Annotated in this window: 11 protein-coding genes and 2 pseudogenes; 5 read left to right on the top strand and 8 right to left on the bottom strand. The window is 58.6% G+C overall.

Annotated elements, in window-relative coordinates; genetic code table 11:
• Positions 1-550: 550 nt before the first annotated feature.
• From puuE to EET67_RS23425, 8 genes are all read right to left on the bottom strand, one after another.
• Positions 551-1,477 (bottom strand): allantoinase PuuE, encoded by a 927-nt coding sequence (gene puuE, locus EET67_RS23460; protein WP_128628631.1) that lies wholly within the window; start codon positions 1,475-1,477, stop codon positions 551-553.
• A gap of 66 nt (positions 1,478-1,543) precedes the next feature.
• Complete coding sequence (locus EET67_RS23455; RefSeq protein ID WP_128628630.1) at positions 1,544-2,755, bottom strand: MFS transporter; 1,212 nt, start codon at positions 2,753-2,755, stop codon at positions 1,544-1,546.
• Between the two features lie 195 nt (positions 2,756-2,950).
• Positions 2,951-3,916, bottom strand: a complete 966-nt coding sequence (locus EET67_RS23450) for an ABC transporter ATP-binding protein (protein ID WP_128628629.1) — start codon at positions 3,914-3,916, stop codon at positions 2,951-2,953.
• A 65-nt stretch (positions 3,917-3,981) separates the two neighbouring features.
• On the bottom strand, positions 3,982-5,091 hold the full coding sequence (locus tag EET67_RS23445; protein ID WP_245451171.1) for an ABC transporter ATP-binding protein: 1,110 nt from the start codon (positions 5,089-5,091) through the stop codon (positions 3,982-3,984).
• Positions 5,066-5,911: an ABC transporter permease gene (locus EET67_RS23440; protein WP_128628633.1), complete on the bottom strand. Its 846-nt coding sequence runs from the start codon at positions 5,909-5,911 to the stop codon at positions 5,066-5,068. The genes EET67_RS23445 and EET67_RS23440 overlap by 26 nt, the downstream gene beginning before the upstream one ends.
• Positions 5,912-5,922: 11 nt before the next feature.
• Positions 5,923-6,843, bottom strand: coding sequence for an ABC transporter permease (locus tag EET67_RS23435; RefSeq protein WP_128628628.1), 921 nt, complete (start codon positions 6,841-6,843; stop codon positions 5,923-5,925).
• Positions 6,844-6,971: 128 nt separating this feature from the next.
• Positions 6,972-8,558 (bottom strand): ABC transporter substrate-binding protein, encoded by a 1,587-nt coding sequence (locus EET67_RS23430; protein ID WP_128628627.1) that lies wholly within the window; start codon positions 8,556-8,558, stop codon positions 6,972-6,974.
• A 91-nt stretch (positions 8,559-8,649) separates the two neighbouring features.
• Positions 8,650-10,086, bottom strand: coding sequence for an amidohydrolase family protein (locus EET67_RS23425; RefSeq protein ID WP_128628626.1), 1,437 nt, complete (start codon positions 10,084-10,086; stop codon positions 8,650-8,652).
• A gap of 214 nt (positions 10,087-10,300) precedes the next feature.
• On the opposite strand from EET67_RS23425, the gene EET67_RS23420 reads away from it, so the two are divergent.
• The 5 genes and pseudogenes from EET67_RS23420 to EET67_RS23400 all read left to right on the top strand — a co-directional run bounded on the left by EET67_RS23420 (position 10,301) and on the right by EET67_RS23400 (position 16,530).
• The gene (locus EET67_RS23420; RefSeq protein WP_128628625.1) at positions 10,301-11,224 is read left to right on the top strand and encodes a LysR family transcriptional regulator; all 924 of its coding nucleotides are present in this window, start codon (positions 10,301-10,303) and stop codon (positions 11,222-11,224) included.
• Between the two features lie 249 nt (positions 11,225-11,473).
• Entirely contained in the window at positions 11,474-12,157 is a 684-nt protein-coding gene (locus EET67_RS23415) for an aspartate/glutamate racemase family protein (protein WP_128628624.1), read from the top strand.
• A 558-nt stretch (positions 12,158-12,715) separates the two neighbouring features.
• Positions 12,716-13,730, top strand: a pseudogene (locus tag EET67_RS23410) (IS110 family RNA-guided transposase).
• Positions 13,731-14,514: 784 nt separating this feature from the next.
• Positions 14,515-14,977: pseudogene (locus tag EET67_RS23405) on the top strand (formate dehydrogenase subunit gamma).
• Entirely contained in the window at positions 14,974-16,530 is a 1,557-nt protein-coding gene (locus EET67_RS23400) for a formate dehydrogenase beta subunit (protein WP_128628623.1), read from the top strand. The pseudogene EET67_RS23405 and the gene EET67_RS23400 overlap by 4 nt, the downstream one beginning before the upstream one ends.
• The last annotated feature ends 1 nt before the right edge of the window (position 16,531 follow it).

Here is a 16,531-nt window from a genome sequence, read left to right as displayed (position 1 = left end):
TTATTCATGGCGGGTGTGGCCTCCGGGAAACGGCGCGGATCGGCGTAAGCAACCAAATCCTACGTCATTTCAACGGCTTGCACCACATCCGCCAACCCCCATGAATTTTTCAGGCTAGATGCGGGGCTCAATGAGCGAGAGTTCGGTAACCACGTCTTGCTCGCCACCGGATTCTGGCTGCAGAGAGCAGAGCGAAGCTGAACGTCGGCGAGACCGGTTTGGTAGTCCCAGGTGGCTGACGGCTCCTTCACTGCCAATCACATCAGCTCCTGGAGCGGGAAGATCGGTTGAAACGCAAGCCGCCTACAGAAAAAAATTGCCGATAGACTAGGAGTTCATGTCGCACACATGTCGAAAACCTGCGTTTTGTTCCAGCAAAGTTCAGTGCACATTCGTTCGCTCGAGGCGGCGAGAAATGTGGCGCCTTGAGAGCAAGGACTTCTCTTCTTAGAGTTCACGCACTCCCCATCGGATCGGACGCACACCTCCGCACCAGACGCGACGGCTTCGCGCTTGGCCGGGCAGGAGATGACTCACAGCCCTCCCGCCACTATCCGGCTGGATGGGCTTTGCGCCAATGCTCGGCGATCCCGACGCGGGTGGTCACCCAGACATCATCATGCGCAGCGACGTGGTCGAGAAAGCGCTCCAGCGCCGCGACGCGTCCGGGGCGACCAGCCAGTCGACAATGCAGCCCCAGCGACATCATCCGCGGCGTGTGCGCGGCTTCGCGATAGAGCACGTCGAATGTATCGCGCAGATGTTCGAAATACTGGGCGCCGGTATTGAATCCAGGGGCAGAGGCGAATCGCATATCATTGGTGTCGAAAGCGTAGGGCACCACCAGGTGATGCCCGCCCCCATGCGCAATCCAGTAGGGAAGATCGTCGTTATAGGCATCGGAATCGTAGAGGAACTCGCCATGCTCAATGACTAACCTACGAGTCTGCGGGCTGATGCGGCCTGTATACCAACCTTTCGGGCGGGTGCCGCACAGCCGCTCAATTGTTTCGACCGTCTTGCGCATGTGCTCGGCTTCGGTCTCGGGGTCCATGTCGCGGTAATCCAGCCACCGCCAGCCATGCGCGGCGACTTCGTGCCCGTCCTCGGCCAAGCGCGCGGCGATGGCGGGGCAGCGTTCCAGGGCAAGGCCTACGGCAAAGGCAGTGATGGGCAGGCCCCGGGCCCTGAACAGGTCGAGCAGCCGCCAGACGCCTACCCGGCTGCCATATTCGAAATGCGATTCCATCACCAGGTTGCGCCGCCCTGGCCAAGGCCCGCAGATCATGTCGGAGTTCAGGCATTCGGCCGCGGGGTCGCCATCCATCACATGCGATTCGGCCCCTTCCTCAATGTTGAGCACCAGCGATAGCGCCAGACGCGCGCCGCCGGGCCATTGCGCCTGCGGCGGCGTCTGGCCGTAGCCGTTGAGATCGATCAGCCGTTCTTCGAGGTCATTGCGTATCGCGGAGGGCATCTCTATTACTTACTCTTCTCTTTGTTCTTAAACCGAATCCGGCTTTTACGGCGAAACCACATCCGACTATCGAGCGCGTGATGCTGCATCCGGCACTGCTCGGCGGACATGAAAGGCAAGATACACCAGCAGCACCGATAGCAGGAACATGAACAGAACACCCGAGAACGCCGCGGTAGAGTGTTCAAGCGCGGCGCCAAGGATGACCGGAACCACGATCCCGGCGAACCGCGTCGACATCACCATATAAGCAAAACCGTATACCCTCGTCGTGGGCGTCGTGCCGAAGTAGGCGTGGACGTTGCCCGCCACGATACCGATACCAAGCGCGGCGCCGTGCAGAGAGAAGAGGGCAATCGCGCTGAACGGATCGGTTGTGAAAGGGACGATTGCCAGGGAAACGAGACCGACGAACGCGCTGGCCGCCCAGATCCTGGATAACGAGCCCCGGCTGAGCCACGTGCCGATCAGCGCGGCCGACAGCACCGCGACAAGCTCGCGGAAGGTCAGGGAAAGCCCCAGCGTCTCGCCGATTCCGTTCGCGTCGAGCAGGACGGGAATGAACGCATAGCTCGAAATCAGGTAGCACTGGACGCTGATGCTGACGAAGATCCCCTTCTTCACACCCCTCGACATGTGCCGCGCACGCTTCGGATCGAACCCTGACTGTTCCTCGACGGCGTGTTCCAAAAGGCGCATCGGCGCCTTCACGCCGCGCGCAAGCACGATGATCGCGATGCAGATTGCAAGCGCCAGCGCCGGACCCAACCACAGATCGCCCGACGCGAACAGGTATCCCAGAAAAATCGAAGCGCCGAACGCACCTATCCGCTGCGCGATGGAATTCACCGCCTGAACCTTAACCTGATCGCCTTCGGCATGTGTGGCGATGCCGCCCAGAAGGGGCGCTATCAGGCAGGAAAAGCCGATGGCGGCAACGAAGGCGGAAACCCGCAGAAGCGCGATGCTCGCCGAGGTCCCAACGTCGATCGCGGCGCAATACAGCATCGCGCAGGCAAGCGCTGTCAGGGCGCCGCCGCCAAGGATCACTATCCGGTCACCATGCAGGCGAGCCAGATGCGCCAGGGGGAGGTCCGTCAACAGGCCGAAGCCTGCCAGGATGGCAGTCAACACCCCTATTTCCAAAGGTGTGAGGCCGTTCTTGACGCCGATGGCGGGGATCAATGCAAGCAGGATCGTATAGGTCGCGAAGCAGCACATCGCCATGACGATAAAGGATGCGATCACTCTGTGTCTGGTAGCGACAAGCATTGTCATGAGATGTTTCCTTCAAGGCCGGGAAGACCGAGGGGCGTCGTGGGGGCGGCTCTGCGATCGACTGGGCAGCCTTGGCGCGTGTTTCTCCGGCGTGATTTGAAGGAGAAGCCGCGAAGTCCTTCAAGAGCACGTCAGTGGTGAACTGACCCGGCACCGTTTACGAAAATGCCCTGGGCAGAGATGAGGGCATTCAGGTCAATTCGGAAAATGGCAGGCGACGAAGTGGCGCTTCGCATCGCCCTCCAGTTCTGGGGCCTTGGTTGCGCAGATGTCCTGAGCCTTCCAGCATCGGGTTCGGAAGCGGCATCCGGAAGGTGGGTTTGCCGGGCTTGGCAGATCGCCTTTCAGCACGATCCGCGCATCCTGACTCTTGCGCTTGTGCATCTTCGGCACCGCCGAAATCAGTGCCTGCGTATAGGGATGCCGTGGCGACCCGAAAAGCTCGCGCGAGGGACCCGCCTCCATAACCTTGCCAAGATAGAGCACCACCACGTCGTCCGAAATTGCCCGAACGACAGACAGATCGTGCGAGATGAAGATCGATGCAAGTCCAGTATCGGCCTGGATTCTGTCCAGGAGTTGAATAATCTGCGCCTGCACGGACACGTCTAGTGCCGAGACCGGCTCGTCGAATATGATGACTTTCGGTCGGATCGCCAGCGCCCGCGCGATCGCGATTCGTTGCCGTTGGCCGCCTGAGAATTCGTGCGGATACCGGTCGACATAGCTATGGGGAAGGCCCACGGTTTCAAGGAGTTCCTCGATGCGCGGGCGATGCTCTTCCTTGGGCCATTGGTGAACAATCAGCGGTTCACACAGCAATTGCCGCACGGTCATCCGCGGGTTCAACGACGCGTTGGGGTTCTGGAACACCATCTGGATTTCCTTGCGGACACCGCGGAGCGAACGCTCATCTATCTGTGCTATGTCGTTGCCATCAAACAAGATTCTCCCGCTCGACGGTTTCAGCAATCGCGCGATGGTGCGGCCGACCGTCGTCTTGCCCGAACCCGATTCTCCAACTATGGCCAGGGTGCCCCTGCCGCGAACCCCGAAAGTCACATTATCGACGGCCTGAACCCATTTTCTTGGCTGTCCGAAGAGTCTCTTGTCGATCGCGAAATGCTTGGTCAGGCCCTCGACCCGCAGGACCTCGCGCATTTCTTCATCTGTCACGACCCGAAACCCCTTTTCCTGCGAACTGATATGGTTCATGGCACATCCCCTCAAGCATCGATGGCGGCCGGCACCACCAGCCGCCCGCCCTCGGCGGTTTCTTCCACGAAATGACAGGCCACATGACGGTCGGAACCGATGGCACGGTAGGCCGGAACCCTCGAGGCACATACATCCTGCCTGTACCGACACCGAGGATGAAATGGACAGCCCGACGGCATCTCCATCAAACTCGGGCTTTGACCGGGAATGGGATGGATGTCCTTCAGTTCCGACTCCATGGTGGGCGCGCATTCGATCAGGGCCGCCGTATAGGGATGGAGGGGGTTCTCGAGAACATCCTCCGCATCGCCGGCCTCCATAACCCGGCCGGCATACATGACGACGATTTTGCTGGCCATCTGAGCGATCACGCCGAGATCGTGACTCACCAATATGGTGGCGGCTCCGGTTTTCTCTTGCGCTTCGCGGATGACATCAAGAATTTGAGCCTGCACCGTCACATCCAATGCCGTCGTCGGCTCGTCCGCGATGAGCAGTTTCGGGTTGTTGGCGATGGCGATAGCGATAACAATTCGTTGGCGCATCCCTCCGGAAAATTCATGGGGATATTGCTTGGCCAGCCGCTCGGGATCGGGCATGCCGACCAACGACATAAGCTCGACCGCACGTGCTCTCGCCTTCTGCCATCCGATGTTCTGATCGTGAACCACAATGGCCTCGGCGATCTGGTCGCCGATCGTCATCACCGGATTCAGCGATGTCAACGGTTCCTGAAAGATGAAACCCACGTCCTTGCCCCGGATCTGGCGCACCTTTTTGGCGTCCATCCGGGCCAGATCGCGGCCCTGGAATTCGACCGAGCCGCGCGAAATTCTAGCAGGCGGAGAGGGCAACAAACCCAGCGCAGCCAGCAGTGTGACGCTTTTGCCTGATCCCGATTCTCCGACGACGCCGAGCGTCTCGCCAGGCTGCACATCATAGGTGACGCCATTGACGGCGAGCAATTCGCGCCCGGGCTTGCCGAAGCTGACAGTGAGATCCTTGATGGACAGAGTTGGTACCACAATATTTGCCTTTCGACTGGATTGATCAATGTCGCTCCAATATGCGTCTAAGCACTCGTGACCCGTTTCATTGTTTTGTTGTCTTCGGATCAAGCGCGTCCCTCAGGCCATCACCCACATAGTTGAAGGCCAAGACTGTTACGAAAATAAACAATCCAGGCACGGTGAGGACATGCGGAGCGGTGAAGATGTAGTCCCGCCCTTCACCCAGCATTGCGCCCCATTCGGCAGCAGGCGGCTGCACTCCCAGTCCAAGGAAACCCAAACCTGCCGCAGCGATGATCGTGGCGCCGATATAAACGGTCGCCTGAACGATGATCGGACCCAGCGTGTTAGGAAGGATATGTCGGATGATAATCCTCGAACTGGAACATCCGACCGACCTGGCGTTCTCGATATAATCCTCAGACTTGACCGAAAGCACGCCGCTGCGCACTAATCTGATCATCGGGGGCACTGTGCTCGCTCCGACAGCTACAATCACGTTGGTCAGACCGGCACCCAGTACCGCGACGAGGGCAAGCGCCATCAGAAACGCGGGAAATGCGAACAGCGCGTCCACGAAACGTTGTACGATCGTATCGGTGACCCCACCGACAAAACCTGAAAAAAGGCCTATAGGCAAAGCAATCGCTAAACCGAAGCACACCGCACCGACCCCGCTGAGCAAGGACAACCTCGTGCCATACAGGATGCGTGTCGCTATATCTCGGCCAAGATGGTCAGTGCCGAAGATATGCTCGCCCGAAAAGCCCTCGAGCACTTGACCGAGATCGAGTTGGTTGGGATCTCCGGACGTAATTGAAGGCGCCAACAACGCCATAGTCGTGAGAACGAGAAGATAGACCAATGAGATAGCAGAAGCCTTGTTGGCCTTGAACCGTTCGATGGCTGGACTGTTTTCCGCAATCATAATCATGACCCTCAATAACTGATCCGCGGATCCAAAAGCGTATAGGAGAGGTCGACCAGCAGGTTCAGAAGCACGATCATCATCGCGTAGACAAGTATCACGCCCTGTATGACCGGGAAGTCCCGTGCGAATATTGCCTCCACCAAAAGCCGGCCGATACCCGGCCAACTGAAGACGACCTCGGTCAGCACCGCGCCGCCGATCAACTGCCCAAGTTGCAGGCCAATGACAGTGATGACCGGCAGCAATGCGTTCCGCAGCCCGTGCCTAATGAATACACGCCGCTCGCTGGCACCTTTGGCCCGCGCGGTGCGGATGTAATCCTGGCGCAAAATTTCGAGCATCGCCGCTCGTGTCACGCGCGCAATCAGTGCGACGCTGAACGCCGCGAGTGTCGCGGTCGGCAGTATCCAACTGGTCCAAGTGTCCTTGCCTGAGGCTGGAAGAACTTGGAATTGCACTGCAAAGACGATGATCAGCAACAGCCCGAGCCAGAACGCGGGCATCGAACTTGCGCCGATCGTAAAGGCAGAAAGTGAATAATCCACGAGCGAGTTCGGACGGAGTGCCGCGAATAGGCCGAATAGGACGCCGATAAACGTGGCGACGCCTATCGCAAGGACAGCCAGTTGAACCGTAGCCGGCAGGCGGGCCGCGATCTCGGCGGCGACGGGGTTGCCGGACTTGGCCGAGGTTCCCAGGTTGCCGGTAAGCGCATCGCCCAGGAAGGTGGTGAATTGCTGAAACAATCCCTGATCGAGCTTGAGTTCCTCGCGGATGCGCGCCACTTCCTCGACCGTCGCATCCACGCCGGCGATCACCCGCGCGGGGTCGCCCGGAAGCGCCTTGACCATTAGGAACACGAAGATGGAGACGCCCAACAGTGTGATCAGTGCGCCAGTAAGGCGTTGAACAAGGTACGAACCGCTCATCTTCCCTCCTGTCGAGGCTGCTGTCTGTGGCTGTGTGGATGCTGCCAGTCGTTGCAGATTCTACAAGCCCGAATTCACTTGATGATGGGCGGCATGGCTCCTGCGCCATGCCGCGTTCCTGCGACCAATCACTTTTTGGGGCGTGCGTAGATAGCGTCGTATTTTTCGTTGGGCAGGGTCGTGACGCCCTCGATATCGGCCGTGGTCACGATCGGGATGCCCTGGTTCCAGAGGAACAGCCACGGCGCGTCGCCCCAGAAGATCTTTTGCGCCTCGCAGTAAAGCGCGTCGCGCTTTTCCTTATCCGGCTCCTGCGACGCCTGTCGCCACAACTCGTCGACCTCATCGTTGGAGTAGAAGGCCGTATTGAACCCGTTGGGCGGGGTGGAATCGCCGCCGAAAAAGCTAATCATGCCGGGGGTCGCCTGCTCCGGAGAGGAGCCGGCATAACCGAACATGTTCATGCGGGCGCCCTGCTGTTCGGGCGGCTCGGCAACCCAAGCGAGATAGGTAGCCCAATCAGTCGTGCGCACCGAAGCCTTGATGCCGACCTGCTGGAGATAAGCCGCAATGGCCGACGCCGCCTGACGGTCCTGGATATAGTGCCCGGCCGGTGCAACGATCTCCAGCTGCAGGCCGGATGCGCCTGCCTCTTCAAGCATCGCGCGGGCCTTTTCGGGGTCGTAATCGTAATAACCGACTTCGCAATAGCTGGCCATGTGCCGGGAAAGATGCGAATGAACGGGTTCGGCTGCGTCGAACAGCACGCTCTTGATGATCGCTTCCTTGTCGACGGCGTGATTTATTGCCTTGCGGACGCGCGGGTCGGAAAACGCCTCTGCCTGGTTGTTGAAGGCCAGATAGACGACCCGCGTGGTATCGCCGATGATAACATTCACGTCCTCGTTCGCCTGCAGCGCTCCGATATCGGAACTGGGCGGCTGCATGATCATGTCCGCCTGGCCCGATAGGAGCGCCGCCTCGCGTGAAGCGGGTTCGGGGATCAGCTTGATCGTCTGCTTTTCAAAATACGGCTTTTCGCCCCAGTAGGACTCCCATCGCTCCAGCTTGATATGTTCGGCCTGCACGTATTCAACAAACTTGTAGGGGCCAGTGCCGATCGGATGCACGATCCGTTTGTAGCTGTTTCCGAACTTGTCGATTGCCGCGGGCGACATCATCGTGGCGGGCGCCGAGGACATCGTGCCGAGAAATGCCGGCGTCGTGGCCGACAGGTGAGTCTTGACGGTCAGCGGATCGATCACCTCGACCTCTTTGATCATGGAAAACTGTCCGCGCAGTGGCACCCGCACATCCTCGTCCAGAAGCCGGCCGAAATTGAACTTCACCGCTTCGGCATCGAACTCGGTCCCATCATGGAACTTGACGCCCTCGCGCAGGTGAAAGGTGTAGGTCAGTCCGTCCTCGCTGACCTCCCAGCTTTCGGCGAGTCCCGGCTGAATCGAGCCGTCGGGCGCAAGCTTGACAAGGGGCTCGACGATGAAATCCATGTAGTTCTGGACGGCGGTGCTTGTTTGCTCCTGAACGCCCATCGTGTCAGGCTCTGTCCCGGCACCGATGACGAATTCGGCATCATCCGCATAGGCCGGCATCCCTGCATGAACCGTGACGCCAATCGACAAGACCAGCGCCAGAGCGATGCCGGAGCTTCTGTTCAGCAGGTTCCTTGTATTCGACTTGCAGGCTATCATCATTCTTCCTCCCTTGGATGTTCTTGATGGTTTCCTGTTGGTTCTAGAAGACAAATGGCCGGGCGTTCGCACGAATGCCCGGCCGGTGAAACCGCTAGCCTCTAGAATTCGGGGGCGGCGGGGCGTTGAACCAGTCCTCCTTTTCAAGACCAGCCCAAATCTTTTTGGCAACCTCGCCGCCTTCCGCGACAACGCGATCCTCGTCGGCGACTACCAGTTTGCCCCCACGAACCTGGAAACGCCCATTGGTCATTACGTCGCGAACATTGCGGCCGCTGGAATAAAGCAGATGGTGGAGAGGCTCTGGGGGCAGCGCCCCGACGCCGCCAAGCGGCTTGGTTACGTCGACCGTGCAGAGATCGGCCTTGGCGCCTGGTGTAAGTCGGCCAAGATCGTCACGGTTCAGCATTTTGGCGCCACCGATAGTGGCCGCACGTACCGAATCCGTTACCAAAGGCCGTTGCATCTTTGCCTTGCTCCGTTCCTCGAGAAGACTCATCCGCAACTGACCGTTTAGGGTGGCCAGTTTGATATTCTCAATATAGTCATTCCCGATTTGGTCGATCCCGAGCGAGATGTTGAGGTCTCCAGCGAGCGCTTCGGGATAGGGCTGTGACGCCTGGTGCAACTTGCTGGCCATGCAGGCACAATGAACGTAATTCACGCCATGCTTTTTCAGGATCGCGGGATCTTTCTCCATGTCCATCTTATAAAGATGGGCCGCAATCACCGGCTGATCGAAGAACCCCAAGCTTTCAAGCCATGCAACAGGGCGCATTCCCCACAGGCGTTCGCAGGCCTCCACCTCACGAATGCGTTGAGCGAGATGGATGTGAACCCCATTGCCAATCTCCTTTGCGGCTTCCTGAACCGCCTTGAGGGTTTCCGGCGTATGCGTATCGGCGGCATGAATGGCCATTTGCGGGCGAATGAGATCCCCGCCGGTCTCCTTGAGTTCAAGAGCATATTGGCGCGCGGCTTCAATGTCCTTCAAGGTCTGAGGAACGGAGTCGAACAGGACTTGGTCATCCGTTCGATACCAAATCTTGTGTAGGTCGCCGTGGCTGGGCGTTATCACACTCACATAAGCGCGGACACCCCAGGCCTTCGCCACCCGGACGAACGATTTTGCGTATTCGACAGAACCGCTCATCTCCACGAACGTGGTACAGCCCGACTTCACGATCTCGGCCATATTGTAAGCCGTCAACGCATCCAGTTCGTCTTGGTCGAAGTTCGCGACCATCGCGCAAGGACGATCCATGAAACGCCCGCTCTCGATCAGGCCACGAGCAGGGCTGCTGATCCCAGTGTGGGTATGCCCAGATATGAAGCCCGGCAGCACGATGCAATCGCTTGCATCGATCCGTGCTTCCCAGCCGCGCACGCGACCCTTCCTAATCTCCACGATCTCGTTGCCGCGGATCACGATCGAAATATCACGCTCCAATTCTTGTTTGCCGCCCCGGTCGACCAGAGCCCAACCTGCCTCGATCACGCAGTCCTGGTCAGACACATACTCTTTGCTCATTCCTTCACCTCTGTCACATTGCAATGTTAAATCGGAGCTGATAACCCTTAGGCATCAGTCTAGCGAAGTGCGGTTCGATTAGGCACATGAGAATACTTGCGTATCTCATAGATTTTCCTATGGGACCTTTGTTGCTTGCTACGGATAGGTTAGTTTGGGGTGGCAGGCGACGCCAATACCATTTTGGTTTTAATTTATAACAGAAAGGGTATAAATGCTCAGCCTTCGGGAAATGCGATATTTCATTACCGTGGCGGATGAACTGAATTTTACGCGCGCGGCCGCCCGTCTGAATGTCGCGCAGCCAGCGCTCACACGCGCGATCAAAAAACTCGAGGCGGCACTCGGGGCCCATTTGCTGATACGCGACACGCGGAACGTATGTCTGACGGAATTCGGCAACGCCTTTCTTGTCGAGGCCCGCTTGGCATTGACACAGGTGTCGCGCGCCGAACGCTTAGGTCGCGAGATGGCTCTTGGGCGGATTGGCCAAATCCGGATCGGCTACACCGCCTTCGTGGAATATGACCTGCTGGCTCCGATATTGAAGCGGTTTCGTCAGACTAGCCCTAACGTGCGCATAGAGCTGAATAATCTGCCCTCCGAGCGTCAACGCGCGGCGCTCTTGGAGGGGACGGTCGACTCGGCTCTCATTCTCGGTCCGCTTTCGATTCCCCGCATTTCCACCTGTCACATACGCGACGAGCCGCTGGCCGTCGTGATGCCACGTGGACACCGGCTCGGCGAAAGAGAAACGCTAACTGCTTCTGACCTGCGTGGTGAAGAGTTGATCATGGGCACCGAAAACATGTGGAGCATGTATCGGCAGGGCCTTTTCTCGGAATTCTATGATTGCGGTGTATTGCCCAGAATATCGATGGAGGCCCCGACACCTACCGCGGTTCTCGCCTTAGTCGGTGCGGGGATTGGCCTGACGATTTTTCCAATGACGTACAGTCAGCATCTGGTGAAGCAATTTCAAGACAACCGGTGGGATTTGCGCCCCTTCATCACGCGGAAGTGCAAATTCACGATCGTCTGTGCTTGGAGCACGGACAACAAAAACCCCGTCCTGCCCAGTTTTCTTGACAGCAGCGGGATTGCCAGACAACCTTCGGAGTGTAAGCAGCCTTTATAGCTCGGGTGGAAATCAGGACCAAATTGCCAGTTTACTTCCTGCGCGTCAAAGCGCTCTGTAGTTGTTTAGCCTCAACAGGTTGTTTCCGGAAAGACCGAGTTGGCTGCTTTCAGGCCAGCCTCTTACGCCGAAAGCCTTGCCAGCGCCGATCAGCATGATAACTTCCTAATGAGTAACCTGAGAAGCTAACCTAGATTGTCGCGTTTTTCTTTCGACAATTCGGCGAAGCTGGCGGCATGAGGCTGATTAATGAGAATCATTCTGATCAACCCCAACACGTCCGTCGAGACCACTAAGAGGATGGTCGAGATCGCACGCACCACCGCCGGGGACGCGGCCCACATCAAGGGGCTGACCGCGAGTTCGGGCGCCAATTTAATCACCGACGTGGCAGCTCTGTCCAAGGCTGCTGAGGCGGTGGCTGAAATGATCGATCAGCTTACCGCAAACGAACCGGACGGAGTACTGATCTCGGCTTTCGGCGATCCAGGACTCGAGGCGGTGCGAGCAGTATGCTCGTGTCCCGTGGCTGGGATCGCTGAGGCTAGCATGATCGAAGCGGCGCGGGGCGGACGGCGGTTCGGTGTCGCAACAACTACGCCGGCCTTGGTAGACTCGATCCGCAAACGCGTTGCATCTTATGGATTTAGCCCTCAGTTTACCGGCACTCGCACTACGGCGGGCGATCCAGTCAATCTGATGGGTCGGGCTGATGATCTGGTCTCTGAGTTAGCGCAGGCGGTGCGCGAGACGGTGGAGCTTGATGGGGCGGAGGCAGTGATCATCGGCGGTGGGCCTCTGGGAGACGCCGCCGGTGAGCTATCGCGGATGCTAGACGTGCCTGTTATAGAGCCGATTCCGGCTGGGGTCCGCTTACTTCTAGGCTTAGGACGCCGAGCCCATCAATCGGATGGGGCGGGCGCGTTGACATAATTCATATGTGGATGTGTACGGATCTTGCCCGATTGCAACTGTTCGGCTAGATGAGGTTGAGTGGTCGCAATACTTGCTTCATGATGCAGCGGGGCAACGTCTTCGCCGTCTGCCTTGATCGGTTTAGCCTGCATTCACCTCAATAGCCTCACGAATTTGGCTGGCGTCGTATCGACCCACACATCAGATTTCGGAGCGACGGGTGATGATTCACCATCTCCTGCCACTTGCTAATCGCATCACCAAGTGCTCAGCGTATTCGGCGGCACAAAGCGCGTGGAGTGTCGGTCGACCGCTCCGCAGATGACTTCCACGACATTGTTAGATTTGACGTAGAGCGTCACGAATGCGAAGCGATTACACAAATCATCTAAAAGTCTAGACTTGGTGATGAAGAATGCGATGACCAGCGATAGGAAGGATGTTGCTCCTTTTCCTGCTGGCGCTTCCATAAATCAATGGGTTAAGCGGAGATGGGGTGGATGCCGCTCTCCCCTGACGGCATTGCGATGTGCCAAACTCGTGGTGTCGAAGCACAAGCTATAGGAGAGGGCATCCATGGGAGAAGTTAGCATCATCGGCGTCGATTTGGCGAAGAACGTGTTTCAGCTTCACGGGGCGACGGCAGACGGATCGGTCGTTTTTCGCAAGAAGCTGCCACGGCTGCAGTTTGGACGGTTCATGGCAAACCAAGCCCCATGCGAGGTGGCGATGGAGGCTTGCCCCAGCGCCCATCACTGGGCGCTGGAGCTAACTAATCACGGGCACCATGTCCGGCTGATTGCGCCGCACTATGTCAAGCCGTTCATCAAGCGGCAGAAAAACGACGTTGCAGATGCCGAGGCAATCACTGAGGCTGCAACGCGGCCGACCATGCGGTTTGTCGTGCCCAAAACTGAATAGCAGCAAGCCCGAGCGATTGCGTTTCGCGCCCGAGAACAGCTCGTGAATCAGCGGACCGAAGCGATCAATGCACTGCGTGCGTATCTTTATGAGTTCGGTCACGTCGCCCCAGAAGGGATCGGATTCGTAACGCGACTAGCGCAGGTCGTTGAGGATCCGGGCTCGGCCCTGCCTGATCTGGCACGGGATATCTGCCGCATGGTTCTGGAACAGGTTGATTTGCTGACTGCTCGCCTCGCTGCGCTGAAGGCGAAGATCGCCGCCCTGTCCAGGCAGGCTGCTGTGCCCCGACGGTTGCAGACAATGCCCGGCTGGGGCCGATTAGTGCGCTAGCGATCGAGACGTTCGCGCCGCCGATGGAACAGTTCCGGCGTGGCCGCGATTTTGCCGCGTGGCTCGGGTTGGTGCCGCGACAGCATTCCTCGGGTTTGGGAAGACTTCGAAGATGGGGCAGCGCGATATCCGACGACTGCTTGTCACCGGCGCGATGGCGGTGATCCGCTGGGCCCTGCGCCGGGGCGCACCTCGAAACCCGTGGCTCGCTCGAATGCTGGAACGCAAGCCGCCGATGGTCGCGGCCTTCGCACTGGCCAACAAGATGGCGCGCGGTATCTGGGCGATGCTGACGCGTGGCGAAGATTATCGCGATCCGGTGATGGTCAGCGCCTGATCGAGCGCCTCGGCAGGAACGGAACGCAGAGTTGTGAGGAAGGCATGAGCCGCATGGGCAAATGATCGACATGATCCGGGTCGGGCAAACCAGAAACCTTCTCAGAGCTTCGAGCTCGCTGTTGGAGATTTGGCCCCGGTCCGCGCATCACCATCCCGGCCAGCGGCATCTATCGGGCCGCGCTAACAGGCCTGACAAGAGTCCGCACTCGATCACATGTCTAAGGATCAGAAATTCCTTGCAAATGAGAGCGGCATCCACAAGAGAAGGTTAGACGCTAGTCCCCTTCCCTCCGCCATGCAGGTATTGGCCTGCAGACCATGACGAACTGGCTATACGCACCAGCGCATTTATACACCTCTCAGCCGTCGGCGCGGTTATAGACGCGCTTCCGACAAGAAGCGAATGTGATCACCAACATGCAAGCCGAAAAGCATGTGTATCGATCACCAACCGATGCTCGTAGCGCCATTGCCGGCACACCCCCTGAGATTCGCCAGGAAATTCACTTGAGTTAAGTAATTGTTATCGTATAATCCAATATATATTTTATAGTTCTGATGAAAAATATACATATACTTATATTGATTTAAAATAAGTTTATGAAGACTCAAAATATACCAAAATCATATATAATATTATTATTTTATCATTTTAATATGAAGTAGATTTCCTATTGCCCCATCCATGACATGACCACTAGCATCTAACAACGCGTGGAAGGCATCAGCCCAGCGCGATGAATGTGCACACCTAGTACCCGGGAGGGAATGTTGTGGGACAGTTGATCGCTTGGGATCCCGATCATGCGCGGGCCTTGCTTACCGAGAAGCAGACGCAGCCGGGCGCGATGCTGCCGATGCTGCATGCGCTGCAGGAAAACTTCGGCTATATCGACAGTGAAGCCATCGCGCTGGTTGCCGAAGCCCTCAATGTCTCGGGCAGAGGTCTACGGCGTCGTCACCTTCTATCATGATTTCCGCACCTCCCCTCCTCCAAAGCATGTGCTGAAAATCTGCAGGGCCGAAGCCTGCCAGGCATCCGGCGGAACTGCGCTGGCCGAGCATGCATGTGAAAGGCTCGGGCTGGAATTTGGCGAACAGACCGCCGATGGGCGCGTCGGCCTCGAAGCAGTCTATTGTCTTGGCCTTTGCTCGGTCGCCCCCTCGGCGATGTATAACGGCCGCCTCGTCGGCCGCCTGAATACCGCCAAGGTCGATGCGCTGGTCGCGGAGGCAGAGCTATGAGTACCCGTTTCTTCGTTCCTCGCGATTCTGCCGCCGTGGCGCTCGGCGCCGATGAGATCGCCGACGCCCTCAAGGCCTGCGCCAACTCCAAGGGTATCGATGTCCGGATCGTTCGTACCGGCTCGCGTGGAATGCATTGGCTGGAGCCGCTGGTCGAGGTCGAGACTGCGGATGGCGGTCGCCTTGCCTTCGGTCCGGTGGACCTCGCCGATGTCGACAGCGTGTTTGCAGCCGCAACCACAGGCGGGTCGCACCGGCTGGCAATCGGCGACCCTCAGGATCATCCCTTCATCAAGGGCCAGACCCGGCTGACCTTCGAGCGTTGCGGCATCATCGACCCCGCCTCGCTCGACGACTACAAGGCGCATGGCGGCTATCGCGGCCTGGCGAATGCGCTCAAACTGGAGCCGCAAGACATCGTCGCCACAGTCACGCAGTCCGGCCTGCGTGGTCGCGGCGGGGCCGGCTTTCCCACCGGCATCAAATGGGACACAGTGCTGAAGGCGAGAGCCGACCAGAAATACATCGTCTGTAACGCCGACGAAGGCGACAGCGGCACCTTTGCCGACCGCATGGTCATGGAAGGCGATCCGTTCCTGCTGATCGAGGGCATGACGATCGCCGGCATCGCGGTCGGCGCGACGCAAGGCTACATCTATGTCCGGTCCGAATATCCCTTGGCGATCGACGCGCTGAACACCGCCATCAAGGCTGCCGAAAAGGGCGGCGCGCTGGGCAAGGCGATCATGGGCTCGGACAAGGAGTTTCATCTCGAAGTCCGTGTCGGCGCCGGTGCCTATGTCTGCGGCGAGGAGACCGCGCTGCTGGACAGCCTCGAGGGCAAGCGCGGCACCGTGCGCGCCAAGCCGCCGCTGCCGGCACATAAAGGCCTGTTCGGCCAGCCGACCGTCATCAACAATGTGCTCTCGCTTGCCGCGGTGCCCACCATTCTGGACAAGGGCGCGGAATTCTATCGCGATTTCGGCATGGGGCGCTCGCGCGGCACGATGCCGATCCAGCTTGCCGGCAACATCAAATATGGCGGCCTCTACGAGGTTGCCTTCGGCGTCACGCTGGGCGAACTCGTCAACGAGATCGGCGGCGGCACCGCCAGTGGCCGGCCGGTCCGGGCCGTGCAGGTCGGCGGCCCGCTCGGCGCCTATTTCCCGGTATCCATGTTCGACACGCCGTTCGATTATGAAGCGTTCGCGGCCAAGGACGGGCTGATCGGCCATGGCGGCATCGTCGTCTTCGACGATACGGTCGATATGGCCCGCCAGGCGCGCTTTGCCATGGAGTTCTGCGCCGTCGAATCCTGCGGCAAGTGCACGCCCTGCCGCGTCGGCTCGACGCGTGGCGTCGAGGTCCTCGACCGTATCATTCGCGGTGAGAACCGCATCGAGCAGACGATGCTGCTGGAAGATCTCTGCCATACGCTCAAATTCGGTTCGCTTTGCGCGCTCGGCGGCTTCACGCCCTATCCGGTCATGAGCGCACTGACCCATTTCCCCGAAGATTTCGGCATCACGCCCCCCAAGCATCAGGCCGCATAGG

The sequence above is a fragment of the Borborobacter arsenicus genome (genome assembly GCF_003934165.1).
GTDB classification, from domain to species: Bacteria; Pseudomonadota; Alphaproteobacteria; order Rhizobiales; family Rhizobiaceae; genus Pseudaminobacter; species Pseudaminobacter arsenicus.
The sequence above is the reverse complement of the archived record's forward strand: the minus strand, read 5'-3'. Positions and strand labels throughout refer to the sequence as shown.

Excerpts from the sequence above, each read along its gene's own strand:
- EET67_RS23455 (WP_128628630.1), bottom strand. The coding sequence starts at position 2,755 with ATGACAATGCTTGTCGCTACCAGACACAGAGTGATCGCATCCTTTATC.
- EET67_RS23415 (WP_128628624.1), top strand. The coding sequence starts at position 11,474 with ATGAGAATCATTCTGATCAACCCCAACACGTCCGTCGAGACCACTAAG.
- puuE (WP_128628631.1), bottom strand. The coding sequence starts at position 1,477 with ATGCCCTCCGCGATACGCAATGACCTCGAAGAACGGCTGATCGATCTC.
- EET67_RS23440 (WP_128628633.1), bottom strand. The coding sequence starts at position 5,911 with ATGATTGCGGAAAACAGTCCAGCCATCGAACGGTTCAAGGCCAACAAG.
- EET67_RS23425 (WP_128628626.1), bottom strand. The coding sequence starts at position 10,086 with ATGAGCAAAGAGTATGTGTCTGACCAGGACTGCGTGATCGAGGCAGGT.
- EET67_RS23430 (WP_128628627.1), bottom strand. The coding sequence starts at position 8,558 with ATGATGATAGCCTGCAAGTCGAATACAAGGAACCTGCTGAACAGAAGC.
- EET67_RS23400 (WP_128628623.1), top strand. The coding sequence starts at position 14,974 with ATGAGTACCCGTTTCTTCGTTCCTCGCGATTCTGCCGCCGTGGCGCTC.
- EET67_RS23450 (WP_128628629.1), bottom strand. The coding sequence starts at position 3,916 with ATGCGCGAGGTCCTGCGGGTCGAGGGCCTGACCAAGCATTTCGCGATC.
- EET67_RS23435 (WP_128628628.1), bottom strand. The coding sequence starts at position 6,843 with ATGAGCGGTTCGTACCTTGTTCAACGCCTTACTGGCGCACTGATCACA.
- EET67_RS23420 (WP_128628625.1), top strand. The coding sequence starts at position 10,301 with ATGCTCAGCCTTCGGGAAATGCGATATTTCATTACCGTGGCGGATGAA.